This is a genomic window from Pseudomonas sp. MPFS (assembly GCF_022537035.1).
Classification (GTDB): Bacteria; Pseudomonadota; Gammaproteobacteria; order Pseudomonadales; family Pseudomonadaceae; genus Aquipseudomonas; species Aquipseudomonas sessilinigenes.
In genome coordinates this window covers 6,415,104-6,441,256 of the sequence record NZ_CP066123.1, presented here as the reverse complement: position 1 = coordinate 6,441,256, position 26,153 = coordinate 6,415,104, and the positions used below count along the sequence as shown (strand labels likewise).

23 protein-coding genes are annotated in these 26,153 nt (G+C 64.1%); 12 read left to right on the top strand and 11 right to left on the bottom strand.

Going from position 1 to position 26,153, the window contains the following annotated elements:
* Window positions 1-66: 66 nt before the first annotated feature.
* The 3 genes from I9018_RS29625 to I9018_RS29615 all read right to left on the bottom strand — a co-directional run bounded on the left by I9018_RS29625 (window position 67) and on the right by I9018_RS29615 (window position 3,644).
* Window positions 67-1,968, bottom strand: coding sequence for a PhoX family phosphatase (locus I9018_RS29625; RefSeq protein WP_241108173.1), 1,902 nt, complete (start codon window positions 1,966-1,968; stop codon window positions 67-69).
* Window positions 1,969-2,074: 106 nt separating this feature from the next.
* On the bottom strand, window positions 2,075-2,839 hold the full coding sequence (locus I9018_RS29620) for a TOBE domain-containing protein (protein WP_241108172.1): 765 nt from the start codon (window positions 2,837-2,839) through the stop codon (window positions 2,075-2,077).
* 64 nt (window positions 2,840-2,903) lie between these two features.
* On the bottom strand, window positions 2,904-3,644 hold the full coding sequence (locus I9018_RS29615) for a ComF family protein (RefSeq protein ID WP_241108171.1): 741 nt from the start codon (window positions 3,642-3,644) through the stop codon (window positions 2,904-2,906).
* A 92-nt stretch (window positions 3,645-3,736) separates the two neighbouring features.
* Here I9018_RS29615 and bioB point away from each other — a divergent pair, with 92 nt between their 5' ends.
* From bioB to I9018_RS29570, 9 genes are all read left to right on the top strand, one after another.
* Window positions 3,737-4,792 (top strand): biotin synthase BioB, encoded by a 1,056-nt coding sequence (gene bioB, locus I9018_RS29610; RefSeq protein ID WP_068575651.1) that lies wholly within the window; start codon window positions 3,737-3,739, stop codon window positions 4,790-4,792.
* Between the two features lie 141 nt (window positions 4,793-4,933).
* On the top strand, window positions 4,934-6,112 hold the full coding sequence (gene bioF / locus I9018_RS29605) for an 8-amino-7-oxononanoate synthase (RefSeq protein WP_241108170.1): 1,179 nt from the start codon (window positions 4,934-4,936) through the stop codon (window positions 6,110-6,112).
* Window positions 6,105-6,836 (top strand): alpha/beta fold hydrolase, encoded by a 732-nt coding sequence (locus I9018_RS29600; protein WP_068575648.1) that lies wholly within the window; start codon window positions 6,105-6,107, stop codon window positions 6,834-6,836. Before bioF ends, I9018_RS29600 begins: the two co-directional genes overlap by 8 nt.
* Window positions 6,829-7,641: a malonyl-ACP O-methyltransferase BioC gene (gene bioC, locus I9018_RS29595; protein ID WP_241108169.1), complete on the top strand. Its 813-nt coding sequence runs from the start codon at window positions 6,829-6,831 to the stop codon at window positions 7,639-7,641. The genes I9018_RS29600 and bioC overlap by 8 nt, the downstream gene beginning before the upstream one ends.
* On the top strand, window positions 7,638-8,318 hold the full coding sequence (gene bioD / locus I9018_RS29590; RefSeq protein WP_124347229.1) for a dethiobiotin synthase: 681 nt from the start codon (window positions 7,638-7,640) through the stop codon (window positions 8,316-8,318). The genes bioC and bioD overlap by 4 nt, the downstream gene beginning before the upstream one ends.
* Window positions 8,319-8,425: 107 nt before the next feature.
* Entirely contained in the window at window positions 8,426-8,722 is a 297-nt protein-coding gene (locus I9018_RS29585; protein WP_068575641.1) for a pyrroloquinoline quinone biosynthesis protein PqqE, read from the top strand.
* A gap of 299 nt (window positions 8,723-9,021) precedes the next feature.
* Window positions 9,022-10,827: a phenylacyl-CoA dehydrogenase gene (locus I9018_RS29580; RefSeq protein ID WP_053137672.1), complete on the top strand. Its 1,806-nt coding sequence runs from the start codon at window positions 9,022-9,024 to the stop codon at window positions 10,825-10,827.
* 218 nt (window positions 10,828-11,045) lie between these two features.
* Complete coding sequence (locus I9018_RS29575; RefSeq protein ID WP_068575639.1) at window positions 11,046-12,338, top strand: GGDEF domain-containing protein; 1,293 nt, start codon at window positions 11,046-11,048, stop codon at window positions 12,336-12,338.
* A 395-nt stretch (window positions 12,339-12,733) separates the two neighbouring features.
* Window positions 12,734-14,512 carry an acyl-CoA dehydrogenase C-terminal domain-containing protein gene (locus I9018_RS29570; RefSeq protein WP_241108168.1) on the top strand — a complete coding sequence of 593 codons (1,779 nt, stop codon included), beginning with the start codon at window positions 12,734-12,736 and terminating at the stop codon, window positions 14,510-14,512.
* A gap of 237 nt (window positions 14,513-14,749) precedes the next feature.
* Here the strand turns inward: I9018_RS29570 and I9018_RS29565 are convergent, their stop codons facing one another.
* Window positions 14,750-15,679, bottom strand: coding sequence for a LysR family transcriptional regulator (locus I9018_RS29565; RefSeq protein ID WP_241108167.1), 930 nt, complete (start codon window positions 15,677-15,679; stop codon window positions 14,750-14,752).
* A gap of 230 nt (window positions 15,680-15,909) precedes the next feature.
* Between I9018_RS29565 and I9018_RS29560 the strand changes: the two genes are divergently transcribed.
* The 3 genes from I9018_RS29560 (at window position 15,910) to I9018_RS29550 (ending at window position 18,351) form a co-directional block, all read left to right on the top strand.
* Complete coding sequence (locus I9018_RS29560; protein WP_241108166.1) at window positions 15,910-17,193, top strand: aminotransferase class III-fold pyridoxal phosphate-dependent enzyme; 1,284 nt, start codon at window positions 15,910-15,912, stop codon at window positions 17,191-17,193.
* Complete coding sequence (locus I9018_RS29555; RefSeq protein WP_124347233.1) at window positions 17,193-17,918, top strand: type 1 glutamine amidotransferase; 726 nt, start codon at window positions 17,193-17,195, stop codon at window positions 17,916-17,918. Before I9018_RS29560 ends, I9018_RS29555 begins: the two co-directional genes overlap by 1 nt.
* A 274-nt stretch (window positions 17,919-18,192) precedes the next feature.
* Complete coding sequence (locus I9018_RS29550) at window positions 18,193-18,351, top strand: YqaE/Pmp3 family membrane protein (RefSeq protein ID WP_011063854.1); 159 nt, start codon at window positions 18,193-18,195, stop codon at window positions 18,349-18,351.
* A 34-nt stretch (window positions 18,352-18,385) separates the two neighbouring features.
* Here I9018_RS29550 and I9018_RS29545 read toward each other — a convergent pair whose 3' ends face one another.
* The 7 genes from I9018_RS29545 to pqqF form a co-directional block, all read right to left on the bottom strand.
* Window positions 18,386-20,218: a S9 family peptidase gene (locus I9018_RS29545; RefSeq protein ID WP_241108165.1), complete on the bottom strand. Its 1,833-nt coding sequence runs from the start codon at window positions 20,216-20,218 to the stop codon at window positions 18,386-18,388.
* A complete protein-coding gene (gene pqqE, locus I9018_RS29540) occupies window positions 20,184-21,350 on the bottom strand; it encodes a pyrroloquinoline quinone biosynthesis protein PqqE (RefSeq protein WP_124347235.1) in 1,167 nt (388 codons plus the stop codon). The genes I9018_RS29545 and pqqE overlap by 35 nt, the downstream gene beginning before the upstream one ends.
* Entirely contained in the window at window positions 21,322-21,597 is a 276-nt protein-coding gene (pqqD, locus tag I9018_RS29535) for a pyrroloquinoline quinone biosynthesis peptide chaperone PqqD (protein WP_022641451.1), read from the bottom strand. Before pqqD ends, pqqE begins: the two co-directional genes overlap by 29 nt.
* Entirely contained in the window at window positions 21,594-22,346 is a 753-nt protein-coding gene (gene pqqC, locus I9018_RS29530; protein ID WP_053137658.1) for a pyrroloquinoline-quinone synthase PqqC, read from the bottom strand. The genes pqqD and pqqC overlap by 4 nt, the downstream gene beginning before the upstream one ends.
* 93 nt (window positions 22,347-22,439) lie before the next feature.
* Window positions 22,440-23,351: a pyrroloquinoline quinone biosynthesis protein PqqB gene (gene pqqB / locus I9018_RS29525; protein ID WP_241108164.1), complete on the bottom strand. Its 912-nt coding sequence runs from the start codon at window positions 23,349-23,351 to the stop codon at window positions 22,440-22,442.
* 103 nt (window positions 23,352-23,454) lie between these two features.
* Window positions 23,455-23,529, bottom strand: a complete 75-nt coding sequence (gene pqqA, locus I9018_RS29520) for a pyrroloquinoline quinone precursor peptide PqqA (RefSeq protein WP_003194766.1) — start codon at window positions 23,527-23,529, stop codon at window positions 23,455-23,457.
* 157 nt (window positions 23,530-23,686) lie between these two features.
* Window positions 23,687-26,146 carry a pyrroloquinoline quinone biosynthesis protein PqqF gene (gene pqqF / locus I9018_RS29515; RefSeq protein WP_241108163.1) on the bottom strand — a complete coding sequence of 820 codons (2,460 nt, stop codon included), beginning with the start codon at window positions 26,144-26,146 and terminating at the stop codon, window positions 23,687-23,689.
* Between the last annotated feature and the right edge of the window lie 7 nt (window positions 26,147-26,153).

Genomic DNA, 26,153 nt, shown 5'->3' with positions numbered 1-26,153 from the left:
GCCGGTGGAGGGCGCTATGGCGCCTGCCTCGGCCAGAGGCAAGCGCCGGCTCGGCACGCGCTTGGATCAAGCGCCGATGATGCCGCCATCTTCCCGGGTAATGGCCATCACCGAGGACCGCGGCTTGCCGTTGGGCAAGTGCTCGGGGAAGGTCGAACCGCCGTTTTCCCCCGGGTGCTGGATGCCCACGAACAGGGTCTTGTGGTCCGGGGCGAAGGCGATCCCGGTGACTTCGCAGCCCACCGGTCCGACCATGAAACGGCGGATCTCGCCGCTGTCGGGATCGGCGCAGAGCATCTGGTTGTTGCCCATGCCGGCGAAGTCGCCACTGTTGCTGTAGTCGCCGTCGGTGAGGATCCACAGGCGCCCGGCCTTGTCGAAACCCAGGCCATCGGGGCTGTTGAACATGTTCTGCGGGGTGATGTTGGAGGAGCCACCCTTGGGCTTGCCGGCGTGCACGCCAGGGTTGCCGGCGACCACGAACAGGTCCCAGGAGAAGTTCAGCGAGCCATGGTCGTCGCCACCGGTGCGCCAGCGCAGGATCTGCCCATAGACGTTTTTCTCCCGCGGGTTGGGGCCGCCCACCGGCATGCCGTCTTCACCGCGCTTGGAGTTGTTGGTCAGGGTGCAATACACCTGGCCATCCTTGGGGCTGACCACGATCCACTCGGGACGATCCATGCGTGTGGCCTGGACCACGCTGGCGGCCAGGCGGGCCTGGATCAGCACTTGGGCCTGGTCGGCGAAACCGCTGCTGGCGTCGATGCCGTTCTTGCCATGGGTCAACTCGATCCACTGGCCCTGGCCCTTGGGGTGGTCCGGGTTGCCATCGCCTGCATCGAAACGCGCCACATACAGCGTGCCGTGGTCCAGCAGGTCGCGGTTGGCCTTGGGATGACGGTGGTTGATGCGGTCGCGGCTGATGAATTTGTAGATGAACTCACCGCGTTCGTCGTCGCCCATGTAGACCACGGCGCGGCCATCGCGGGTTTGCGCCAGGGCGGCGTTCTCATGCTTGAAGCGGCCCAGGGCGGTGCGCTTGATCGGGGTCGATTGCGGATCGAAAGGGTCGATCTCCACCACCCAGCCGTGGCGGTTGAGCTCGTTGGGGGTCTTGGCCAGGTCGAAGCGCGGGTCGTGCAGGTGCCAGTTGATGTCGCGGCTGGCCACCGAGGCGCCATAGCGCTTCTGGGCGGCGTCGAACTTGTGCTCGGCGTTGCTGCTGCCGAAGCAGTCGGTGAAGTTCTCTTCGCAGGTCAGGTAGGTGCCCCACGGGGTCTTGCCATTGGCGCAGTTCTGGAAGGTGCCGAGGACTTTCTTGCCCTTGGGGTCGGCGCTGGTCTTGAGCAGCGCGTGGCCGGCGGCGGGGCCGCTGAGGCGGATCGGCGTGTTGCCGTGGATACGCCGGTTGTAGCGCGAGCCCTGGACGAACTGCCACTGGCCGTTCTTGCGTTGCACCTCGATCACTGAAACGCCTTCGCTGGCCTGGGCCTTGCGTGCGTCCTCGGCCGACTGTGGCAGGCCGCCGTGGGGGAAGAGGTAGCGGTAGTTGGTGTATTCGTTGTTGATCGCCATCAGGGCCCGGTTGCGGTCATCCGGGAAGGCGAACAGGCTCATGCCGTCGTTGTTGTCGCCAAATTGCACTTCTTGGGCCTGGGCGGTGCCATTGCCACTCGGGTCGAAGGCCGGGCCGTTCTTGTGCAACGGCTGGCCCCAGCTGATCAGCACCGAGGACTTGTAGCCCGGCGGCAGGGTGATGGTGTCGCTGGTGGCACTGGGGATGCTGGCAAAACCCAGCAGTTGGCCGTTGCCGGCGCTGACACCGGCAGCCAGGGCGCTGCGGCTCAGCAGGCTGCCGCCCAGGAACAGGGCTGCGCCGCACAGGGCGCCGGCACCGATGAAGCCCCGGCGGCTGAGGCCGACGATCTGTTCCAGGTCGGTGGGTTGGTCTTCTTCTAACAGGCTCATATCAGGCTCCCTGCGGGTTTTTGCAGCCACCTTAATGAGCACCGATGACGAATTTGTTGCAGGCCCAAGACCTTGAAAAGGGGCGTCCGGGAGCTTGGGGCCAGGGTCAGAGCGGAGTTCCCAGGAGCACATGGGAGGGGGAGAACTGCACCTGGACCGGCCGGTCTTGCGCCAGCCCCAGGGTTTTCAACAGCAGCGGCTCGGCCAGGGCACAGAGAACCTGGCCATTGGGCAGGGCGATCCGGACTTCGCAAGGGCCGTCCTCGGCATCGAGAACTCGCTCGATGGTGCCTGTGAGGCAATTGTGTCCAGTTGTTACCGGGGCCCCGACGGCCTGCACGTCCAGCCATCCCGCCTTGATCAGGGCCACGACCTCGGTGCCGGGGGCCAGTTCCAGGCGCTGGGTGCTGTCGTGGGTGATCTGCGCCTTGAGCTGGACCCCGTCGGGCAGTTCCAGGCTGAGCAGGTCGTTGCAACCCTGCGGGACAATTTCATGGACCTTGCCGTGCAACTGGTTGCGCGCACTGGTGCGTAGCATCAAGCGCCCCAGCAGGTCGAAATCGCTGGCGTCTTCAGCCGCTTCCAATACCTGGGCCTGCAGCACCTGCAGGCGCTGATAGAGGCGCAAGACCCGTTCACCTTCGGCGGACAGCCTGGCGCCGCCACCGCCCTTGCCGCCAACGCTGCGCTCCACCAGCGGGTTCTGGGCCAGGTTGTTGAGCTCGTCGATGGCGTCCCAGGCCGCCTTGTAGCTCAGGCCGGCACTTTTCGCTGCACGGGTGATGGAGCCCTGCTCGGCGATGTGCTGCAACAGCGCGATGCGCTGCGGGCGACGGGCGATGTGTTGGGTCAACAGGGTGGGCAGGGACATGGCTGGGACGCTTCGGGCACGGAAGATGGACTGGGAGTTTGCGGCTTGAGCGACGAGAGTCAAGTCAGTCCGGGGCCTCGGGCCTGGGAGTACGGGCCAGGCAATAGACGTCCACCTGGCGGGCTCCGGCTGCCAGTAGCAGTCGAGCCAGGGCCTGGGCGGTGGCGCCGGTGGTCAGGACGTCGTCCACCAGCGCCAGGTGCCGGCCCCTGACCTGGGCATCGCTTGCCAGGGTGAACGCCCGGCGCAAGTTACCCTGGCGAGCCCGTGCCCCCAGGCCTTGTTGTGCAGGCGTGTCCTGGGTGCGCCGGACCCACTGTGGCTCGACCGGTAGTTGCAGTTGCCGACCCAACCAGTGGGCCAGCATGCCGGCCTGGTTGAAACCGCGCTGGCGCAGGCGGCGCCGGGACAGTGGCACCGGCACCAGGCAGTCCGGCCGGGGTAACCCCTCGTCGAAACGATAATGCAGGAACTGCCCGAGAAGCTCGGCCATCAGGCGGCCAAAAGGCCACTTTTCATGGTGTTTGAAGCGGCTGACCAGGCTGTCTATCGGGAAGTCGTAGCGCCAAGGGGCGATGACCTTGGTGAACGCCGGAGGTCGTTGCAGGCATTGGCCGCAGGTCGATCCCGCGACCGGCAACGGCAGGGCGCAGACCGGGCACTGGGCCCCGAGCCAGGGCAGGTCGTGCAAGCAGGGCGTGCACAGGGCCATGGCTGAATCGCTGGGTTCGTCGCAGAGCAAACAGGTTTGTTTGTTTTTTAGCCAGATGTAAACCGGTAGTTTTCTTTCTGGTTGACAGTGCATGGCGGCTTCCTTAAATATGCCGAACATCCGTGTTGCGGCTGTGGACTTTCCCTGTCCCGCACCGCCTGCCAAGCATAATCAAGGAACCGCCCATGAGCGCCAGCACCACCGCCACCTTGCGTCATGACTGGACTTTGGCTGAAGTCAAAGCCCTGTTCACCCAGCCGTTCAACGACTTGCTGTTCCAGGCGCAGACGGTGCACCGCGCGCATTTCGATGCCAATCGGGTCCAGGTTTCCACCCTGCTGTCGATCAAGACCGGCGCTTGCCCGGAAGATTGCAAATATTGTCCGCAGTCCGGTCACTACAACACCGGCCTGGAAAAGGAAAAGCTCCTGGAAGTGCAGAAGGTCCTGGAAGAGGCTGCCCGGGCCAAGGCCATCGGCTCCACGCGCTTTTGCATGGGCGCGGCCTGGAAGCATCCTTCCGCCAAGGACATGCCCTACGTGCTGGAGATGGTCAAAGGGGTCAAGGCCATGGGCCTGGAGACCTGCATGACCCTGGGCAAGCTCGACCAGGAGCAGACCGAGGCCCTGGCCCAGGCTGGCCTGGACTACTACAACCACAACCTGGACACCTCGCCGGAGTTCTACGGCAGCATCATCACCACCCGCACCTATAGCGAACGCCTGCAGACCCTGGCCTATGTGCGCGATGCCGGGATGAAGATCTGTTCCGGCGGCATCCTGGGCATGGGCGAGTCCCTGGACGACCGTGCCGGGCTGTTGATCCAGCTGGCCAACCTGCCGGAGCACCCGGAGTCGGTGCCGATCAACATGCTGGTGAAAGTGGCCGGTACGCCGTTGGAAAATGCCGATGACGTTGACCCGTTCGACTTCATCCGCATGCTCGCCGTGGCGCGGATTCTCATGCCGCAATCCCATGTGCGCCTCTCCGCTGGCCGTGAGGCCATGAACGAGCAGATGCAGGCCCTGGCCTTCTTCGCCGGCGCCAACTCGATTTTCTATGGCGACAAGTTGCTGACCACCGCCAATCCGCAGGCCGACAAGGACATGCAGCTGTTCGCCCGCCTGGGTATCCAGCCCGAAGCGCGCGAAGAGCATGCCGATGAAGTGCACCAGGCGGCCATCGAACAGGCCCTGGTGGAGCAAAAGAGCAGCGAGCAGTTCTACAACGCTGTCGTCTGAGCGACCGACCACCCGTAGCCCGCTGCCACAGGCCGCGACCGACCCGAAAGGGGGCGAGGATCAGGAGTGCATCCCGATCTCGTACACCTGTCGCGGCCAGGGGCAGAGGCGACGGCTCATCTTTTGATCATCGAGGCCTGCATGTCTTTTGATCTTGCCGCGCGCCTCGCTGCGCGCCGTGCCGAACACCTGTATCGCCAGCGTCCCCTGCTCGATAGCCCCCAGGGGCCGCAAGTGGTGGTCGACGGCCAGCCATTGCTGGCGTTCTGCAACAACGACTACCTGGGCCTGGCCAATCATCCGCAAGTGATCGAAGCCTGGCGCGCCGGTGCCAGTCGCTGGGGCGTGGGCGGTGGCGCCTCGCACTTGGTGGTGGGCCATAGCGGCCCGCATCACGCCCTCGAAGAGGCCTTGGCAGAACTCACCGGCCGCCCTCGGGCGTTGCTGTTCAGTACCGGCTACATGGCCAATCTCGGGGCGGTCACGGCCCTGGTGGGGCAGGGCGACACGGTGCTGGAAGACCGTCTCAACCATGCTTCGCTGCTGGATGCCGGGCTGCTCAGTGGCGCGCGTTTCAACCGCTACCTGCACAACGATCCGGCCAGCCTGGCCAAGCGCCTGGAAAAGGCTACCGGCAATACCCTGGTGGTCACCGACGGGGTATTCAGCATGGATGGCGATGTGGCCGACCTGCCGGTCCTGGCCCGTGAAACCAAGGCCCGAGGCGCCTGGCTGATGGTGGACGACGCCCATGGCTTCGGTCCCCTGGGTGCCAACGGCGCGGGCCTGGTAGAACATTACGGCCTGGGCCTGGATGAGGTGCCGGTGCTGGTGGGGACCCTGGGCAAGGCTTTCGGAACCGCTGGGGCCTTTGTCGCAGGGAGCGAGGAATTGATCGAGAGCCTGATCCAGTTCGCCCGGCCCTACATCTATACCACCAGCCAGCCACCAGCGTTGGCCTGTGCCACCTTGAAGAGCCTGGAGCTACTGCGCAGCGAACACTGGCGCCGCGAGCACCTGGCGAGCCTGGTCCGCCAGTTCCGCCGGGGCGCCGAGCAGATCGGCCTGGCGCTGATGGACAGCTTCACTCCGATCCAGCCCATCCTGGTCGGCGACAGCGCCCGGGCCATGCGCCTGTCGCAGAGGCTGCGCGAGCGCGGGATCCTGGTCACCGCCATTCGCCCGCCGACGGTCCCGGCCGGCAGCGCGCGGTTGCGGGTGACCTTGTCCGCCGCTCACAGCGAAAGTCAGGTACAGCTATTGTTAGACGTATTGGCAGATTGCTTCAGTGAACGGCAGGCGGGACCGAGCCATGCGTGATCGACTGATTCTGTTGCCCGGCTGGGGCCTGGGCGTGTCACCCCTGGAGCCCCTGGCAGCGGCCTTGCAAGGATTGGATGAGCACCTGAGGGTGGAGATCGAGCCGTTGCCGGAACTGGTATCCAGCGACCCGGCGGACTGGCTGGATGAGCTCGATGACGCCCTGCCCGATAACGCCTGGCTGGGCGGCTGGTCCTTGGGAGGCATGCTCGCCTCGGAGTTGGCCGCACGGCGTGGCGAGCGTTGTTGCGGCCTGCTGACCCTGGCCAGCAATCCCAGTTTTGTCGCCCATGAGCACTGGGCCAGCGCGATGGCCGGGGAGACCTTCGATGGGTTCCTGGCGGGCTGCGCTGGCGATCCGCGTGCCACCCTCAAGCGCTTCTCGCTGCTTTGCGCCCAGGGTGCTGGCGATCCGCGAGGTTTGTCCCGGTTGCTGCTCGGTGGCGCGCCGGTCACCCAGCCCGAGGTGTTGATGGCTGGCCTGGAGTTGCTGGCGCAGCTCGACACCCGTGAGGCCTTGCAGGGTTTTCGTGGGCCGCAGTTGCATCTGTTCGCCGGGCTCGATGGCCTGGTGCCTGCCGAGGCGGCGAGTGAGTTGCTGGCATTGTTGCCGGATGTAGAGGTTGGCCTGATTGAACAGGCCAGCCATGGTTTTCTCCTGGAGGACCCCCATGGAGTGGCGGGTGCGATCCAGGCTTTCTTGCATGAGTCCGGCGATGACTGACCTGTCTGTTCCCGTCCCACCTACAGGCCTGCCTGACAAGCGCCGGGTTGCGGCCTCGTTCTCCCGTGCCGCTGCCAGCTATGACAGCGTTGCCGAGTTGCAACGAGCGGTTGGCCAGCAATTGCTGGAGCGCTTGCCCATTGGCTGGGCCCCTGCACGCTGGCTGGACATGGGGTGCGGCACCGGGCACTTCAGCCGGGCGTTGGGCGCACGCTTTCCTGATGGCCAGGGCCTGGCCCTGGATATTGCCGAGGGTATGCTCGAGCATGCCAGGCCCCTGGGCGGCGCTGAGCATTTTATAGCGGGAGACGCCGAGCGCCTGCCGTTGCGGGCGGACAGCTGTGAGTTGATCTTTTCCAGCCTGGCGGTGCAGTGGTGCGCTGATTTCGCCGCGGTGCTCAGCGAGGCGCGACGAGTCCTCAAGCCCGGTGGTGTGCTGGCCTTCGCCAGCCTGTGCGTGGGCACCTTGCACGAGCTGCGCGAGAGCTGGGCACAGTTGGATGGGCAGGTGCACGTCAATCGCTTTCGCGAGTTCGAGCGCTATCGCCAATTGTGCGACGCCAGCGGTTTGCGAGTGCGGAGCCTGGAGCGGGTACCCCATGTCCTGCACTACCCGGACGTGCGCAGCCTGACCCATGAACTCAAGGCCCTGGGCGCGCACAACCTCAATCCTGGTCGCCCCGGTGGCCTGACTGGGCGGGCACGGATCGCAGGGCTGATCGCGGCCTATGAGGGCTTTCGCCAGGCCAAGGGGCTGCCGGCGACTTACCAGGTAGTCCATGCCGTATTGGAGAAACCACTATGAGTCCTGCCTATTTCATCACCGGCACCGACACCGAGGTGGGCAAGACCACCATCGCCGCTGGCCTGCTGCATGCCGCGCGCCTGGCCGGGCTGAGCACGGCGGCGGGCAAGCCGGTGGCGTCCGGTTGCGAGCTGACGGCCAAGGGCCTGCGCAATGCCGATGCCTTGGCGTTGCAAGCGCAGGCGTCGTTGCCGCTGAGCTATGAGGAGGTCAACCCGATCGCCTTCGAGCCGGCCATCGCTCCGCACCTGGCCGCACGCGAGGCGGGCGTGGCATTGACGGTGCAGTCATTGTTGCTGCCCATGCGCCACATCCTGGCCAAGGGCGCGGATTTCACCCTGATCGAAGGTGCAGGTGGTTGGCGTGTACCCCTGGCGGGCCAGGACAATCTCTCGGACCTGGCCATGGCCCTGGGGTTGCCGGTGATCCTGGTGGTGGGGGTGCGGCTGGGGTGCATCAACCATGCCTTGCTGACTGCCGAAGCCATTGCCCGGGACGGCCTGCAACTGGCGGGTTGGGTGGCCAATATCGTCGATCCGAAGACCTCTCGTCTGGAAGAGAACCTGGCGACCCTGGCCGAGCGTCTTCCTGCGCCGTGCCTGGGTAAGGTGCCCTGGCTCCGGCTGGCTGGGGCCGAGGCGGTGGCCGAACACCTGCAACTGGATCTGCTGGACTAGATTTTGCCTATGGCAGGGCATTTGGCCATTAGTGTTTTTGACGGGCGTTTTCTTGACGGGTCTGCTTCAATGGCACCCGTCATTCATTTTCCAGGTCGAGTTCTCTCATGGAAATTTCCGGGAACAGCGCTTTCTACGCCGGGCTGAACGCGATTCAGGCCGGGCAGAATCGTGTCGATCAAGCCGCTGGCCAGATTGCCAGCACCGCTGTCGACCGCTCCGCGGGCAGTCAGTCGTCGGAGCTTCAGGTCAACCGCCTGCGCGGTGTGGACCGCAGCCAGGAGTCGGACGTGGCCAGCAGCGTGGTGGAAATGTCCGCCGGCAAGTTCCAGGTGGAACTGGGCGTCAAGGTCGCCAAGGCCTCGGATGAAGCCCTCGGTACGCTGATCGACACCTACGCCTGATTGTCCTTTCGTCGAAGCCCGGCCCCCGTTTTCGGGGGCCGGGCTTTTTCATGCCTGTCTTTATGCCATGTCCTCGGCTGAATTCTTGCGCTGACTGATTGCCGACTAGCCGGCTTCTACACTTCATGGCAGTGCCGTGGGCCTTGGCCTACGCGGGTGTTACATGGCGATGACGAAAGGTATTTGTCCGACGCTTGACAAGATTTGGGCGTAAACGTATGTTTCAAACAACTGTTTGACCGCTATAAAAACTCAACGCGGTTGTTCATTCCCGGTTACATCAGCAGAGGTTTATCGCTATGCCTGACTACAAGGCCCCCTTGCGTGATATTCGCTTCGTTCGTGACGAGCTGCTTGGTTATGAGGCGCACTATCAGAGCCTCCCGGCTTGCCAGGACGCCACTCCGGACATGGTTGACGCCATTCTCGAGGAAGGTGCGAAGTTTTGTGAGCAGGTGCTGGCGCCGCTGAACCGTGTGGGCGACCTGGAAGGTTGCACCTGGAGTGAATCCGGCGTTAAGACCCCAACCGGCTTCAAGGAAGCCTACAAGCAGTTCGTCGAAGGCGGCTGGCCAAGCCTGGCCCACGACGTCGAACACGGCGGCCAGGGCCTGCCTGAGTCGCTGGGCCTGGCGGTCAGCGAAATGGTCGGCGAGGCCAACTGGTCGTGGGGCATGTACCCAGGCCTGTCCCATGGCGCGATGAACACTATTTCCGCCCACGGTACGCCTGAGCAGCAAGACGCCTACCTGACCAAGCTGGTGACCGGCGAGTGGACCGGCACCATGTGCCTGACCGAGCCACATTGCGGCACCGACCTGGGCATGCTGCGCACCAAGGCCGAGCCTCAGGCCGACGGTTCCTACAAAGTCACCGGTACCAAGATCTTCATCTCCGCCGGTGAACACGATATGGCCGACAACATCGTCCACATCGTGCTGGCTCGCCTGCCGGACGCCCCGGCCGGCACCAAGGGTATCTCGCTGTTCATCGTGCCCAAGTTCCTGCCCAACGCCGATGGCTCTGTCGGCCAGCGTAACGCCGTGAGCTGCGGTTCCCTGGAACACAAGATGGGTATCCACGGCAACGCCACCTGCGTGATGAACTTCGACGCGGCCACCGGTTTCCTGATCGGCCCGGCGAACAAAGGCCTGAACTGCATGTTCACCTTCATGAACACCGCTCGCCTGGGTACCGCGCTGCAAGGTCTGGCCCACGCCGAGATCGGTTTCCAGGGTGGCCTGAAATACGCTCGCGACCGCCTGCAAATGCGCTCGCTGACCGGCCCGAAAGCACCGGACAAGGCTGCCGACCCGATCATCGTGCACCCGGACGTGCGTCGCATGCTGCTGACCATGAAGGCGTTCGCCGAAGGCAACCGCGCCATGGTCTACTTCACCGCCAAGCAGGTGGACATCGTCAAGTACGGTGTGGATGAAGAAGAGAAGAAAAAGGCCGATGCCCTGCTGGCCTTCATGACCCCGATCGCCAAGGCCTTCATGACCGAGGTGGGCTTCGAATCCGCCAACCACGGCGTGCAGATCTACGGTGGCCACGGTTTCATCGCCGAGTGGGGCATGGAGCAGAACGTTCGCGACAGCCGCATCTCGATGCTGTACGAAGGCACCACCGGTATCCAGGCCCTGGACCTGCTGGGCCGCAAGGTGCTGATGACCCAGGGCGAGGCGCTGAAGGGCTTCACCAAGATCGTCCACAAGTTCTGCCAGAACAACGAAGGCAACGAAGCCGTGAAGGAATTCGTGGCACCGCTGGCGGCACTGAACAAGGAATGGGGCGAGCTGACTATGAAAGTGGGCATGGCCGCGATGAAGGACCGTGAAGAAGTCGGTGCTGCTTCGGTGGACTACCTGATGTACTCCGGCTACGCCTGCCTGGCCTACTTCTGGGCCGACATGGCACGCCTGGCGGCCGAGAAACTGGCTGCCGGCACCACCGAAGAGGCCTTCTACACCGCCAAGCTGCAGACCGCGCGCTTCTACTTCCAGCGCATCCTGCCGCGTACTCGCACTCATGTCGCCACCATGCTGTCGGGCGCCAACAACCTGATGGACATGAAGGAAGAGGATTTCGGCCTGGCTTACTAAGCCTGTCCGGCTCCACTGCGAAGCCGCTCGCCCCTCGGGGCGAGCGGCTTTTTTGCATCTGCGGACCTTCGGTAAAAATTCCCGACTAAAACGCTAAGCTGAAGCGATTCCCTGCCGTTACAGAGGTGGCAATGTGACGCCTGTCACATCGCATGTGCTTAACTTCTGCAATGAAGGCACAATGCCATCTACTGATAAGCCGGGTTGGAGTTTTACCCTTGCCGCGTTCTTCCGCTGTACGTTTCAGTCACTTTCTTCCGTCTTTACTGCTTCTGCTTGCTGGGCTGGCGGCCGCCTACGTCAAGGACCTCAACGTATTCTTCACTTCGCTGTTCAACGTGCTGCCGACCCTGGTGCTGTTGCTCGGCGGGGCGTATTGCGCGGTGTATCGACGCCAGCGCGAGCTGTTCCTGATGGTCACGGTGTACATCGCCTACTTCCTGCTCGATACCCAGACCGACTTCTACCGGGACAATGGCCGGGTCCGTGAGGATGCCGCGGTGGTATTCCACCTGTGCTGCCTGTTGCTGCCCTTGTTGTTCGGTTTGTTCGCTGCCTGGCAGGAGCGCACGCATCTGTTCCAGGACATGGTGGCGCGCTTCGCCGTGTTGCTCGCCTTCGGCAGCGTGGCCCTGGGCCTGGAGCAAAGTTATCCCCAGGCGCTGCTGGCCTGGTTGGCAGAGATTCGCTGGCCAGCCCTGCATGGCAGCTGGATGAGCCTGATCCAGTTGTCCTATCCGGTGTTCTTCGCCGCCTTCCTGCTGTTGGCGATCCAGTACTGGCGCAGCCCACGGCCGCTGCATGCGGCACAACTGGTGGGCTTGCTCGGGCTGTTCTGGATGCTGCCCAAGACGTTCATCCTGCCCTTCACCCTGAACATCATGTGCAGCCAGGTGATGTTGATGATTGCCTCTGCGGTGGCCCACGAGGCCTACCAGATGGCCTTTCGCGATGAGTTGACCGGGCTGCCGGGGCGCCGAGCCCTGAACGAACGCATGCAGCGGCTGGGGCGCAACTACGTGCTGGCCATGACCGACGTCGACCACTTCAAGAAATTCAACGACACCCATGGCCATGACGTGGGTGACCAGGTGCTGCGCCTGGTGGCCAGCAAGTTGTCGAAGGTCACCGGTGGCGGCCGGGCCTATCGTTATGGCGGCGAGGAGTTCGCCGTGGTGTTCGCCGGCAAGAGCCTGGATGAATGCATGCCGCACCTGGAGATGATCCGCGAGATCATCGCCGGCTATAACATCCAGCTGCGCAACCAGGAAAATCGTCCCCAGGACGACCAGCAAGGTCGCCAGCGCCGTGGCGCCGCAGGGGCTTCCAGCGTGTCGGTGACCATCAGTATCGGCGTTGCCGAGCGGCTGATGGAGCACCGGACTCCCGAGGAAGTGCTCAAGTCTGCCGACCAGGCGCTCTATAGCGCCAAGGGCGCGGGGCGTAACTGCGTGATGGCCTTTGGGCAGAACCGGCGCGGCGCAGTGCGGATGGACGCGGCCGCAGGTTAGGTGATGGCGGCGTATTCAGCGCCCGTACGATCATTGGCAGGCCTGGATGGCGGCAGTAGGTTGCAATGACCTGTTGCCGCAAACGCCGATGCCGGTGCGCCAAGCACCACCGTGCGCTGGCCAGGCCGGCCCCCACGTTTCTTGATTTCCATCGACTGCTGCCAAGGGCCAAGGTCCGTCTGCCGGTAGCACTTTTCAGCGGTTAGACAAACGGTCACATCTGTCAAAAGCCCCGCTCTCGGCCGGCCTTGTCATGCTATTGCCAGTTATTGACTAAAAATTACAGAGCGGTCACCAGATGACCCTATGTGTCTCAAAAGTTGTTCGGGTACACTCGACTCTCCGTAAATGGGCCCACTCCGGCCCGCTTGTCTTTAGATCTTGCGAGGTTTGCCATGGCTGACTACAAAGCGCCCCTGCGCGATATGCGCTTCGTCCTCAATGAAGTCTTCGAGGTCGACAAACTCTGGGGCCAGTTGCCGGCGCTGGCAGAAACGGTGGATGCCGAGACCGTCGAGGCGATCCTGGAAGAAGCGGGCAAAGTCACCGCCAGGAGCATCGGCCCGCTGAGCCGCAGTGGCGATGAAGAGGGCTGCCGCTGGAACGATACTGCGGTCACCACTCCAGAAGGTTTTCCACAGGCCTACCAGACTTACGCCGAGGGCGGCTGGGTCGGGGTCGGTGGTGATCCCGAGTTCGGTGGCATGGGCATGCCCAAGGTGGTATCGGCCCAGGTCGAGGAAATGGTCAACTCCGCCAGCCTCGCGTTCGGCCTGTACCCGATGCTGACTGCCGGGGCGTGCCTATCGATCAACGCCCACGCCAGCGAAGAGCTCAAGGCCACTTACCTGCCGAACATGTATGCCGGTGTCTGGGCCGGTTCCATGTGCCTGACCGAGCCTCACGCCGGCACCGACCTGGGGATCATCCGCACCAAGGCCGAGCCACGGGCCGATGGCGCCTATGCGATCACCGGGACCAAGATCTTCATCACGGGTGGCGAACACGACCTGACGGAAAACATCATCCATCTGGTGCTGGCCAAGCTGCCGGATGCACCGGCTGGTCCCAAGGGCATCTCGCTGTTCCTGGTGCCCAAGTTCATGGTCAACGCCGATGGCAGCCTGGGCGAGCGCAACCTGGTGAGCTGCGGTTCGATCGAGCACAAGATGGGCATCCAGGCTTCCGCTACCTGTGTGATGAACTTCGACCAGGCTCTGGGTTACCTGGTGGGCGAGCCGAACAAGGGCCTGGCGGCCATGTTCACCATGATGAACTACGAGCGCCTGGGGGTGGGCATCCAGGGCCTGGCCACTGGCGAGCGTTCCTACCAGAACGCGGTGGAGTACGCCCGTGACCGCCTGCAGAGCCGTGCACCGACCGGCCCGCAAGCCAAGGACAAGCCTGCCGATCCGATCATTGTCCACCCGGACGTGCGCCGCATGCTGCTGACCATGAAAGCGGCCAACGAAGGCGGTCGGGCATTCTCCACTTATGTGGCGATGCAACTGGATACCGCCAAATTCAGCGAGGATACCGACACCCGCAAGCGTGCGGAGAGCCTGGTGGCCCTGCTGACCCCCGTCGCCAAGGCATTCCTTACGGACCTGGGCCTGGAAACCACGGTCCATGGCCAGCAGATTTTTGGTGGCCACGGTTACATCCGCGAGTGGGGCCAGGAGCAACTGGTGCGTGACGTGCGCATTACCCAGATCTATGAGGGCACCAACGGTATCCAGGCCCTGGACCTGGTAGGGCGCAAGATCGTTGGTAGCGGCGGTGCGTTCTACAAGCTGTTTGCCGAGGAGATCCGCCACTTCACCGCGACCGCCGATGCCACGCTGGGTGAGTTCGTCCGTCCGCTCAATGCGGCACTGGACAACCTGGATGAGCTGACCGCCTGGGTGCTGGATCGCGCGGCGACCAATTCCAACGAGATTGGCGCAGCGTCCGTGGAGTACCTGCAGGTATTCGGCTACACGGCCTATGCCTACATGTGGGCACTGATGGCCAAGGCGGCCCTGGGCAAGGAGCAGGACGATGATTTTTATGCCAGCAAGCTGGGAACGGCGCGTTTCTACTTCGCTCGCCTGCTGCCGCGTATTCATTCCCTGAGCGCTTCGGTCAAGGCCGGTAGCGAATCACTGTTCCTGTTGCCTGCGGAGCAGTTTTGATCGGGCAAAGTGCCTGTAAGTCATCTCTTACATCACGTGCTGCAGTTCGCCCATATCGGTGGATAAGGGGTGCAGCTAATCTACGTTACATGGACGTCGCGCAGGAAGCGCAAAGCAACAACACGGACACGTAGGATTCCGCCAGGATGGTGGAGTGAAATGGATGTCAGGGAAACAGTCTGCAAAGCCCCGCTTCGGCGGGGTTTTCTTTTGCCCGGATTTTTTCCTCTCGCTGTTTCAGCCCAGGGTTTCCGGCAGCGCCGGGCCACCCAGGCGTCCGTCCTGGGTATGCAGCGGGTCCTCCAATAGCGTACGCAGCAATTCCAGCGTTCCTTGCTGACGCTGCAGGTCACGGCACACCAATCCGACTTTCAGCGGCACCCTGGGCTCGCTCAAGGGCTTCCAGAGCAATTCCCGGTTGCCGTGCTGCTGCTGGGAGCGTCCCGGCAAGACCGTGGCCAGCCGGGTATGAGGCAGGCTGTCGAGAATCCCCGCCATATTATTCAATTCCGCTTGCACCTGCGGACGCCGTCCCAGGTTGGCCAGTTGTGCCTGCCAGATCTGGCGGATCTGGAATTCCTCCCCGAGCAACAGCATCGGTAGCTCGGCCGCCTGGCTCATGGATACTTTCTTGAATTCGCGCAGGGGATGCTGCTCGGGGATGACCAGGGTCAGCTCGTCTTCGTACAGTGCAACGCCATGCAGCCCCGGTTGCCGCGGTGGCAGATAGCTGATGCCGATGTCCAGCGAACCGTTGAGCAGGCGCCGTTCGATTTCCAGCCCGGTCAATTCGTAGATCTGCACCACCAGGTGTGGCTGGGCCTTGCGCACCCGTTCCAGCATTTGTGGTACCAGGCTGCTGTGCACGGTTTGCAGCACGCCGATGGCCAGGGTGCGCAGGGCCTGGCCCTTGAAGTTGCGCAGGGCCTCGCGAGCCTGTTGCAGGCCATCGAGCAGGGGCAGCGCGTGGTTGTACAGGGTATGGGCGGCGAGGGTCGGCAACAGGCGCTTGCTACTGCGTTCGAACAGACTGACATCCAGGTGCTGTTCCAGCTGGCGGATCTGCTGGGAGAGCGCCGGTTGGGAGATCGAAAGACGCTCGGCGGCACGCCCTACATGGCCTTCTTCATACACCGCGACGAAGTAACGCAGTTGCTTAAAATCCATAAGTATTTCTTATCGAAAAAGCTTAAAAATCGAAATGGCCCGAAGCCCCGTGGAAGCCTAGTCTAGCGCCTATTCACAAGGCTTACAGGGCCGCGCAAGGCGATGAGTACCGTTCGGGTCGATGGCATTTACATAGGCAAGGCAAAAAATACGGGCCGTGCTCAGCTCGGTAACCGCGACAAACGTCCAGTTGCCAGCCGACCTGGGATGTGGCTCCAGGGGCTGCCGGCATGAACCTGTTCAGCCTGCGCCGTTCCCCGCCCAGCCTGGACGACCTGGCCATCGCCCCCAGCCCGGCCGCCATGGCCGACAGCTTGTCCAGCGATTGCCTGATGCCCAGCGTCCAGCGCCCCCAGCCGGTATTTGTCCGGGGGCAGGGTTCCTGGCTCTGGGACAGCGACGATCGTACCTACCTGGACTTCACCCAGGCCGGAGCCGCCAACAGCCTTGGCCACAGCCCGTCGGTGCTGGTCAATGCGCTGACGGCCCAGGCGCAATCGTTGATCAACCCGGGCTCCGGGTTCTACAACCGCGGCATGCTCAAGCTGGCCGCTCGCTTGTGCCGCAGCACCGGCAGCGACCAGGCCTATCTGCTGGGCAGTGGTAGCGAGGCCTGCGAGGCGGCGATCAAGCTGGCCCGCAAGTGGGGCCAGCTCCATCGTGGTGGAGCGGCGGGGATCATCACGGCCAGCCAGGCCTGCCATGGTCGAGGTTTTGCCGCGCTGTCGGCGGCAGGCGGTGGCGCCGCGGGCAATCGTTTCGAACCGCGCCTGCCGGGTTTCAGCCAGGTACCGTTCAATGACCTGCCAGCCCTGCATGCGGCGGTGGACGCACAAACCGTGGCGATCATGCTTGAACCGATCCAGGGTGAGGCCGGGGTCGTACCGGCCACCGAGCATTATCTCAAGGGCGTGGAGCGGCTGTGCCGTGAGCTGGGCATCCTGTTGATCTTCGACGAAGTCCAGACCGGTATCGGCCGTTGCGGCACCTTGCTCGCCGAGCAGTTGTATGGCGTGCGTGCCGACATCATCGCCCTGGGCAAGGGCCTGGGCGGTGGAGTGCCGCTGGCGGCACTGCTGGCCCGGGGCAAGGCCTGCTGTTTCGAACATGGCGAACTCGACGGCACCCATCACGGTAATGCCCTGATGACTTCGGCCGGCCTGGCGGTGCTCGATTGCCTCCAGGAGCAGGGGTTCCTGCAACAGGTGCGCAGCCATGGCCAGTATCTGGGGCAGGGGCTGGCTCGCCTGGCCAGCCGTTACGCCCAGGGCCAGGTCCGTGGCCAGGGACTGCTCTGGGGCATGAGCCTGGCAGACGATTCGGCGCACGCGGTGGTCAAGGCTGCATTGCAGGAGGGACTGCTGCTCAACGCCGTGCAACCGGACTGCCTGCGTTTCACTCCGGCGCTGACCGTGAGCAAGGGCAATATCGACGAGATGCTGCTGCGCCTGTCCAGGGCCTTTGCCCGGGTCCGCACCGCACAATTGCAATGTCGCAAGGGAGTGGCCGTCTGATGCGTGTACTGATCCTGCAGCATTCCCCGGCCGCTGGCCCGGGCCGTATCAGTCAGTGGCTGCTGGAGCGAGCCACGGCGGTACACATCTGCCACCTGCATGCCCATGCCCGTTTGCCGCGACTGGACAGCTTCGACCTGCTGATCCTCCTGGGTGGCCCCATGAGTGTCCATGACGAGGTGAAGGCGCCCTGGCTGGCTGCGGAAAAGCGCCTGCTGCGCAAGGCATTGTCTGCCGGCAAACGGGTGCTGGGCATCGGCCTGGGTGGCCAGCTCCTGGCCCAGGCCCTGGGCGCCCAGGTCCGCCCCTGCGCTGCTAGCGAGATTGGCTGGTGGCCCGTGGAGAAGTACCCCAGCGCCCAGGACTCGCCCCTGGGACTGGCGTTGCCGGAACGCTTGATGGCGTTCCATTGGCATGGTGAGAGCTTCGATCTGCCCAAGGGCGCCTTGCCGCTGTATCGCTCTGCGGCTTGTGCCAACCAGGGGTTCATCTGGCAGGAGCGCGCCATTGGCTTGCAATGCTTGCTGCAGAGCGACCTGCAAAGCATCGAGGCGCTCTTGCAGTCGCGCCCCAAGGGGTGGTTGAGCGCCGAACAGGATGCAGGCCCCGAGAGTGTCGAAGATCGCCAGGCGATCCTCGCTGGCATCCCTCATTGCAGCGGCCTGGCCCCGACGTTATTCCGGGTGCTGGACTATTTGTCCGGACCTCACCCGACCCTGCGCTAACAGCATTCCTGAACCGTCTCGCGGTATAACGCATCGCCCCGTGTCCGATCTTTCGCACGGGGCGTTTTTTTGTGTCTGTTTTTTCCAGACCCGAATGGCAATAAACACCCCAGCGGCCTGGCCCTCAAGCTGCTGGGCACCATGCACAAACACAGGGGCGAGATCCTTGTTTGAGCGGGCCATAGGCCGGTTGGCAATTGGGCTGAACCCTGGCCAGAGACCAGGGTCGATTGCAGGTAGGGCTCATCCGAGCCGTTTCTGTCTGGAGCCATCCATGGATCTGATCCGCATTATCTTCGCCATCCTGTTGCCGCCCCTTGGCGTGTTCCTGCAAGTGGGATTCGGCGGCGCCTTCTGGTTGAACATCCTGTTGACCTTGTGCGGATACATCCCCGGTATCGTGCATGCGGTGTACATCATCGCCAAGCGCTAGAAAGCATCAGGCCCGCTCCAGGCGGGCCTGATATTCAGTGCTGCGCCTGCAACACCTTGCGGTAGAACAGCCACTCCTGTTCCAGGGCGTGGGCCTGGTTTGCGGCCTTGCGAAAACCGTGGCGTTCTTCCGGGTAGTAATGGGCCTCGGCGGCAAGCCCCTGCTCTTGCAGGGCCCTGAGCATGACCCGGGTTTGTTCGGGGACCACCACGGCGTCCAGCTCGCCCTGGAAGAACACGACGGGCACCCGGATCTGACCGGCGTGCAGCAACGGCGTACGCGCCAGGTAGCGCTCGCGATCCTGCTCGGGGTCACCGATCAACCAATCCAGGTAGTCGCCTTCGAACTTATGGGTGGTGCGGGCCAGGGCCAGGGGATCGCTGACGCCATACAAGCTGGCGCCGCCACAGAAGACCTGGCGCGAGGCCAGGGCGCAGAGGGTGGTATAGCCCCCGGCGCTGCCGCCACGAATGAATGCCTGCCGCGGATCGATCAGGCCCTGCTCGGCCAGGTGAGCTACCACGGCACAGGCGTCTTCCACGTCCACTTCGCCCCAGCGCAGGTGCAGCGCCTGGCGGTAGGCTCGGCCATAACCCGTGCTGCCCCGGTAATTCAGGTCGGCTACGGCAAAGCCACGCTGGGTCCAGAACTGGATACGAGGGTCGAGCATCGGATAGCAGGCCGACGTCGGGCCACCGTGGATGAACACCACCAGGGGTGGGCGCTGTACGCCATTCATGGCCGGATAGAAGAAACCATGGGCCTGGCCATCGCCACTGGCGTAGCACAGTGTTTGCGGCCGACTGATGCTGTGTGCCGGTAAGGGGGCGACGCCACCGGCCAGCACCTGGACCTGGTGAGTCTCGCGGTCGATGGCGATCACCGCCGAGGGACTGATGGGCGAGGCAGCGATGCAATAGATGTGGTGTGCATCCACCGCCAGGCTGCGAAAACGGCTGTAGTCGCCAGTGAAATCATCGTGCGAGCCATCCGCTCGGTGCAGGCCGAGGCGGCCGAAGCCTGCTTCGGTCCAGCTGGCCAGCCAGGTCTCTTCGCCGAGGGGCAGCCAGGTACAGCCACCCAATTGCCAAGGGGCCGGTGCATGGTCCGCCGCTGCGCAGGGCAAGGCTCGCAGGCCGTTGCCCGACTCGATCCAGGGTTGCCAGAAGCCCTGGCGATCGGTGAGGCAGCACAGTCGGTCATCGCGGTCGAAGCGCGGTTGCTGCAACGACTCCTGGGCGTTGTCGCCCGCCATGCAACGCGGCGTCCCCCAGCGACCGTCGGCCTGGCGTTCGGCGAGCATCAGGCGAGTGCTGGTCCAGGGCTGATGGGGGCGGTCCCATTCGATCCAGGCCAGGCGCTGGCCATTGAGGCTCAGGGTGGGCGCGGCATAAAAATCGGCACCGGCGGCCAGCAGATGCTGGTGCCCGGTTTCGATATCGATGGCCAGCAAGCGATGGCGGTCACCGCATTCCTCCACGGCCAGGACTTGGCCGGCGTAATGCTGGACATCTCCATAGCGGCAGTCGCCCCGGGTCAGCGCCACGGGAGTGCCACCGGCTAGCGACTGGCGATACAGCTGCTGGTCCTCGTCGTTGACGAACAGCAGGCTGTCGGCGCCGACGCAGAAGGCACCACCGCCGTATTCGTAGACCCGGCTGCGGGCACTGAAGCCGGGTGGGATCAGGCAACGAGCCTGGCCCTGATGCCAGTGCCAGATCCGGCAACTGGCATCTTCTGGGCGATATTCGTTCCAGAACAGGCCTTGGGGCGTCAGTTGCAGTTCGGCGAAGTCGACGCCAGCGGCGGTGGCCTGGCTGGCACTGAAGGGTTCAACCCTTGGCGATGAGGCGTGAGTTTCGTTCATTGCGAAATGCCAATTGCTCGATGGTCTGGGTGGCGGTTTCGGACTCTTCCCGGGCCTTGAGGATCATCCCGTGGTGCGGCGACTTGCTGCATACCGGATCGGCATTGCTGGCGTCGCCGGTCAGCATGAACGCCTGGCAACGGCAGCCGCCGAAGTCCTGTTCCTTTTCGTCGCAGGAGCGGCACGGCTCGGGCATCCAATCGTAGCCGCGAAAGCGGTTGAAGCCGAAGGATTCATACCAGATGTGCTGCATGCTGTGCTCGCGCACATTGGGAAATTGCACCGGCAACTGGCGGGCACCATGGCACGGCAGGGCCGTACCGTCCGGGGTCACGGTGAGGAACAGGCTACCCCAGCCGTTCATGCAGGCCTTGGGGCGTTCTTCGTAGTAGTCCGGAGTGACGAAGATCAGTTTGCACGGATGCCCCTGGGCCTCCAGCTTGGCGCGGTATTCGTTGGTGATGCGCTCGGCGCGCACCAGTTGCTCCTGGGTTGGCAGCAGGCCAACACGATTGAGCTGGGCCCAGCCATAGAACTGGCAGGTGGCCAATTCGACGAAGTCGGCTTCCAGGGCGATGCACAGTTCGATGATGCGGTCGATCTTGTCGATGTTGTGCCGATGGGTGACGAAGTTCAGCACCATCGGGTAGCCGTGGGCCTTCACCGCTCGGGCCATCTCCAGCTTCTGCGCGAAGGCCTTCTTCGAGCCGGCCAGGAGGTTGTTCACCTGCTCGTCGCTGGCCTGGAAGCTGATCTGGATATGGTCCAGGCCAGCCTTCTTGAAGTCGCTGATCTTCTGCTCGGTGAGGCCGATGCCGGAGGTGATCAGGTTGGTGTAGAACCCCAGCTTGCGCGCCTCACCGATCAGTTCGGCCAGATCCTGGCGCACCAGCGGTTCGCCGCCGGAAAAGCCCAGCTGCGCGGCGCCCATCTCCCGGGCCTCGCGAAACACCTTGAGCCACTGGGCAGTATCGAGCTCCTTGCCCTGTGCCGCGAAATCCAGCGGGTTGGAGCAGTACGGGCATTGCAGCGGGCAGCGATAGGTCAGCTCGGCCAGCAGCCACAGCGGCAGGCCGATCTCCGGCTTGGCGGGCACGTTGGAATCAGCCGAGTTCGATCCAGTGCTGGGCACGGGCGACCTCCATGAATTGCTCGATATCGTCACCGAGCTCGGCGACCCCGGGGAACTGCACCTGCAGTTCGCCGATGATCGCTGCCACGTCGCGCTCACCGTCGATCAAGCCGCCGATCAGGGCGGCGCTGTCGTTGAGCTTGATCATGCCCTCGGGGTACAGCAGGACATGGCCCTTTTGCGCCGGCTCGTACTGGAAGCGGTAGCCGGGGCGCCAGCGTGGGGTTTTGCTGCGATCGAAACTCATAAGGTGATCCCTTTGTGCCAGACCCGCTGCTCGGTGACGCTGTGATAAGGCGGGCGGTTCAGTTCATAGGCCATGCTCATGGCGTCGAGCATGCTCCAAAGAATGTCCAGTTTGAACTGGAGAATTTCCAGCATGCGCTCCTGGCCCGCGCGGGTGGTGTAGTGCTGCAGGGTGATGGCCAGGCCGTGCTCCACGTCTCGCCGGGCCTGGCCCAGGCGCGTGCGGAAGTACTGGTAGCCGGCCGGGTCGATCCACGGATAGTGCTGGGGCCAGCTGTCCAGGCGCGACTGGTGGATCTGCGGGGCGAACAGTTCGGTCAGGGAGCTGCTGGCGGCTTCCTGCCAACTGGCGCGCCGAGCGAAGTTGACGTAGGCATCCACGGCGAAACGCACCCCCGGCAATACCAGCTCCTGGGAGCGCAACTGGTCCGGGTCCAGGCCCACGGCCTGGCCCAGGCGCAGCCAGGCCTCTATGCCACCGTCCTCGCCGGGGGCGCCGTCATGGTCCAGCAGGCGCTGGATCCACTCGCGGCGTACTTCCCGGTCCGGGCAATTGGCGAGGATCGCCGCATCCTTCATGGGGATGTTCACCTGGTAGTAGAAGCGGTTGGCGACCCAGCCCTGGATCTGCTCGCGGCTGGCCCGGCCTTCGTACATCGCCACGTGGTAGGGGTGATGGATGTGGTAATAGGCGCCCTTGGCGCGCAGGGCCTGTTCGAATTCGGCGGGGGACAGCGGGGTGTCGGTCATCTGGGTTCTCCGGGGCTTGGCCTGGTCGCGGGCGGGCCCGCGGTTGCGCAAACGGCCCCAGGGCGCTGGGGCCGAGCTTGTGGGGGATCAGCCCTACAGCTCAATACTCATTCCGTCGTAGGCCACTTCCACCTTTCGGCGTACCAGTTCGGCACGTTCGGCGGAGTCTTCGTCGAGGATCGGGTTGGTGTTGTTGATGTGGATAAGCACCTTGCGCTGGCGTGGCAGCTGTTCCAGCACTTCGAGCATGCCGCCGGGACCGTTCTGCGCCAGGTGGCCCATCTCCCGGCCGGTACGGGTGCCGACGCCACGGCGCTGCATTTCGTCGTCTTCCCACAAGGTGCCGTCCACCAGCAGGCAGTCGCTGGCGGCCATGATCTGCAGCAGCGGCGCGTCCACCTTGCCCAGGCCCGGTGCGTAGAACAGCTTGCCGCCGGTGCGCAGGTCCTCGACGATCAGGCCGATGTTGTCGCCCGGGTGCGGGTCGAAGCGATGGGGCGAGTAGGGCGGTGCGGCGCTGCGCAGGGGCAGCGGGGTGAAGCGCAGGTTGGGGCAGGCAGGCACGCTGAAGCTCTGGTCGAGTTCGATGCGGTTCCATTGCAGGCCGCCGTTCCAGTGGCTGAGCATCTTGAACAGCGGGAAGCCGGTGCTCAGGTCCTCGTGGACCATGTCGGTGCACCAGACCTGATGCGGGCAGCCTTCGCGCAGGCTGAGCAGGCCGGTGGTGTGGTCGATCTGGCTGTCCATGAGGATGATGGCGCTGATCCCGGTATCGCGCAGGGCTCGGCCGGGTTGCATGGGGGCAAAGCCCTGCAGTTGGGCGCGAATATCCGGGGAGGCATTGCACAGCACCCAATTCACCCCGTCATCGGAGATTGCAATGGACGACTGGGTACGGGCCTGGGCGCGCAGGGTGCCGTCGCGAAATCCCGCGCAGTTCACGCAGTTGCAGTTCCACTGCGGAAAACCACCGCCGGCGGCGGAACCTAGAATCTGGACAAACATGGACGCTCCCTGGGCTGTGACTTGAAGATTGTGGACGACTGAAAATGAAAACGCCCCGGACGGGCCGAGGCGTTGCGCTGGATGTTCCGACCGAGGTCAGAAATCAGCGGCTGGCGAAGTACATGGTGACTTCGAAGCCGATGCGCAGATCAGTGTAAGCAGGTTTGGACCAAGTCATGAAAGTGCTCCATTGAGGTGGGTGGGACGGGTGCTGCCTATACATATAGTCCACCTCCGGGCGGAGATGTTCAGATGCTTAGGCGGCTATCTTACTAAATTCCCATAATGGGTTGTCCGCAATTCTTCAAGAAAGCTTATTGCAACGCCGGTAATGATCATGTTGCCGCTTGCCAGGGCGAACCCGGGCAAGGGCCGTTGGCCAGGGCCCTCCAGCCTCCGGCCGCCTGCTGCAATTGCTGGGCGGCCCGGATCACCGCGGTGGGCGTCAGGGCTTCGATGCTGGCCTGCAGTTGTTGCAGATAGTCCGACGGATGGCCGGCCAGGCGTGCTTGCCACAGCAGTTGTGCCGCCTGTTCCAGGGGCAGCTGGGCTGGCTGCAACTGCTGGGCCAGGGCCTGGCGCTGTTCGACCCAGGCCTGGGCATCGAGAGCCTGCAAACGTTCGGGCAATTGCTGGAGGAACTGTTCCAGGTGGCCCAGGATCTCGATGAGACTGCTGTTGGGCGACTGCACGCCGAACAGCAGGCCCGTGCGGCCATCGCGTTGGCGCACCGCGCTGAAGACGCCGTAGCCCAGTTGCAGCTCGACCCGCAGGCGCTGGTAGAACGGGGTCTGGCAGAGTTGCCCCAGCAGGCGCCAGGCCGCTTCGTCGGCCAGCAGGCTCGATGGGCTTTGGCAGAACAGCAGCAGTGCCTGCTCTGCGCTGTCCATGGACACCGTCTGCCAGGCATGGCCGGTTTGCGCCAGCAGCGCCTGGCTCAGCTGGGTATCCGCGGTGCCGGGCATTCGTTGTAGAGCTCGGGCCAGTGCATCTTGCATGTGGGCCGGCACGGCGACCGCCAATCCGTCCCAGCGGGCCTGGTCCCACAGTGCTTGCAGGGCCTCGGCGGTCAAGGCTTCGCCACTGTCGGGCAGGGGTTGTTCGGCGAAGGCCTTGAGCAGTTGGCGCAGGGGCATTGGCGGCGTCTCGTCGTTGCCTTGGCCTGCCTGCCAGAACGCCGGCACGGGTTGTGCCAGCTGCTGCAAGGTCTGTTGCAGCACTGCGGGCATGGGCTGGTGCAGGCCGCGCAGTTGCAGTAGCCAGTCTGTGCCAGAGGCTGTGAAGCTCAGCTCCACCCCGGCTTGCCGGGCATCGTCGGCCAGAGCCCCCAGGCTGCGCTGCAAGCGCTGGTGCCAGCCGCTCGGGATTGGTGTGGCCAGGCGCCAGCGCAACAGTAATTGCCCTTCGCCGCTATCGGCGGGCAATGCCTGGCTGTAGCTCAGGGCCGAGTGCTCGCGTCGGCCTCGGCTACGGTCCTGGGCGAAGGTGCGCAACCCGCGGTGTTTGCTGCTCTGTCCGCGAATCAGGCCCGCCGGGGGCGCCTCTGCGGGGCTGCGCAGGAAGGGGTTGGCAGGTGGCAGCTGCCAATCGCCACTGAAACTGTCCACAGCCTGGGGCTGCACTTGCCGCAGCAAGGCCTTGAGGGCTGCAAGCCCGCAGTCGTCCAGGTCCTGGGCGGTATGGCCGCTATCCCGGCGTGCCAGTTCCAGGGCACTGCCGACCTGCACGCGACGTTGTTGCAACAGGGCGTATTCCTCGCGCAATGGCGGCCAGTCGCCCTGGGCGGTGAAGAACCCCAGCCAGTCCAGCAACAATTGGCGAACCTGTTGCTGCGCTTCGCGGCTTGCCTGGTTCAACTGCAATTCCAGGTGCAGCAGCCCCTGGCCGGCAAACTGATACAGCGCCTGGGCCTTGAGGCTGTGGGCCAGTGACTGTTGTTGGAGCTTGGCGAGCAATCCGCCGGGTTTGCCCGATTGCAGCCAGGTACAGAGGAAGTCCAGCGCCGTATCGGCGCCCTGCGGCAACTCTTCAAGGGCGAACACCAGGTCCAGGCGCTGGCCGTTCAATCGTTGATAAGGGTTGGGTCCAGTGGCCAGCAAAGGCGGTGGGGGCGCTTGCTCCCGGCGTTGGCCCGCTGGCAAGCCTGCGCCGTAAAGTTCGGCCAGGGCCCTGAGTTCGGCCACAGACTGTGGCCCGGCCAGGCTCAAGGTCATCTGCCCGGCCTGGTAGAAATCATCATGGAATTGCCGCAGGCCTTGCTGGAAGGCGGGGCTGGCCAGGTTCAGGCTGTAGCGATTGCCCGCATGGAAGGCCCGCAGCGGATGGGCCGCGGACAGGCCGTCGAACAGGGCGAACTGGCGTTGGGCCGTGGCATCCCGGGACCAGGCGAGGAATTCCGCATGCAGCACCTCGCGCTCGCGCCGTTGTTCGGCGAGGTCCAGGCGGGGCCGGGCGAGCATGTCGCACAGGCGCTCCAGTCCTGCGGCGAAGGCATGGGCCGGCAGTTCGAAAAAGAACTCGGTGCTGCGCTCGCAGGTCTTGGCGTTCAGTTGCCCGCCCTGGGCGCGAACATAGGCCATCAACCCCTGCTCGGCAGGAAACCGCTCGGTGCCGAGAAACAGCAGGTGCTCCAGGAAGTGCGCCAGGCCCGGCCAGGCCGGTGGTACGTCATGACTGCCAGCGGCGACCCGCAACGTTGCGGCGCAACGCTTGAGGTGAGGGGCATGGCGCACGGAAACCTGCAGGCCGTTGGCCAGGGTTTCCAGGTGGGGCAGGGGGTGGTTCGGCGCGGGCATGGGCACA

What these genes read in the sequence shown, in the direction of transcription:
- pqqF (WP_241108163.1), bottom strand. Translation starts at nt 26,146, where the DNA reads ATGCCCGCGCCGAACCACCCCCTGCCCCACCTGGAAACCCTGGCCAAC.
- I9018_RS29555 (WP_124347233.1), top strand. Translation starts at nt 17,193, where the DNA reads ATGCGTGTACTGATCCTGCAGCATTCCCCGGCCGCTGGCCCGGGCCGT.
- I9018_RS29580 (WP_053137672.1), top strand. Translation starts at nt 9,022, where the DNA reads ATGCCTGACTACAAGGCCCCCTTGCGTGATATTCGCTTCGTTCGTGAC.
- bioC (WP_241108169.1), top strand. Translation starts at nt 6,829, where the DNA reads ATGACTGACCTGTCTGTTCCCGTCCCACCTACAGGCCTGCCTGACAAG.
- I9018_RS29570 (WP_241108168.1), top strand. Translation starts at nt 12,734, where the DNA reads ATGGCTGACTACAAAGCGCCCCTGCGCGATATGCGCTTCGTCCTCAAT.
- pqqC (WP_053137658.1), bottom strand. Translation starts at nt 22,346, where the DNA reads ATGACCGACACCCCGCTGTCCCCCGCCGAATTCGAACAGGCCCTGCGC.
- I9018_RS29560 (WP_241108166.1), top strand. Translation starts at nt 15,910, where the DNA reads ATGAACCTGTTCAGCCTGCGCCGTTCCCCGCCCAGCCTGGACGACCTG.
- bioF (WP_241108170.1), top strand. Translation starts at nt 4,934, where the DNA reads ATGTCTTTTGATCTTGCCGCGCGCCTCGCTGCGCGCCGTGCCGAACAC.
- I9018_RS29600 (WP_068575648.1), top strand. Translation starts at nt 6,105, where the DNA reads ATGCGTGATCGACTGATTCTGTTGCCCGGCTGGGGCCTGGGCGTGTCA.
- pqqD (WP_022641451.1), bottom strand. Translation starts at nt 21,597, where the DNA reads ATGAGTTTCGATCGCAGCAAAACCCCACGCTGGCGCCCCGGCTACCGC.
- I9018_RS29625 (WP_241108173.1), bottom strand. Translation starts at nt 1,968, where the DNA reads ATGAGCCTGTTAGAAGAAGACCAACCCACCGACCTGGAACAGATCGTC.
- bioD (WP_124347229.1), top strand. Translation starts at nt 7,638, where the DNA reads ATGAGTCCTGCCTATTTCATCACCGGCACCGACACCGAGGTGGGCAAG.
- I9018_RS29620 (WP_241108172.1), bottom strand. Translation starts at nt 2,839, where the DNA reads ATGTCCCTGCCCACCCTGTTGACCCAACACATCGCCCGTCGCCCGCAG.
- I9018_RS29565 (WP_241108167.1), bottom strand. Translation starts at nt 15,679, where the DNA reads ATGGATTTTAAGCAACTGCGTTACTTCGTCGCGGTGTATGAAGAAGGC.
- I9018_RS29615 (WP_241108171.1), bottom strand. Translation starts at nt 3,644, where the DNA reads ATGCACTGTCAACCAGAAAGAAAACTACCGGTTTACATCTGGCTAAAA.
- I9018_RS29545 (WP_241108165.1), bottom strand. Translation starts at nt 20,218, where the DNA reads ATGAACGAAACTCACGCCTCATCGCCAAGGGTTGAACCCTTCAGTGCC.
- I9018_RS29585 (WP_068575641.1), top strand. Translation starts at nt 8,426, where the DNA reads ATGGAAATTTCCGGGAACAGCGCTTTCTACGCCGGGCTGAACGCGATT.
- I9018_RS29550 (WP_011063854.1), top strand. Translation starts at nt 18,193, where the DNA reads ATGGATCTGATCCGCATTATCTTCGCCATCCTGTTGCCGCCCCTTGGC.
- pqqB (WP_241108164.1), bottom strand. Translation starts at nt 23,351, where the DNA reads ATGTTTGTCCAGATTCTAGGTTCCGCCGCCGGCGGTGGTTTTCCGCAG.
- bioB (WP_068575651.1), top strand. Translation starts at nt 3,737, where the DNA reads ATGAGCGCCAGCACCACCGCCACCTTGCGTCATGACTGGACTTTGGCT.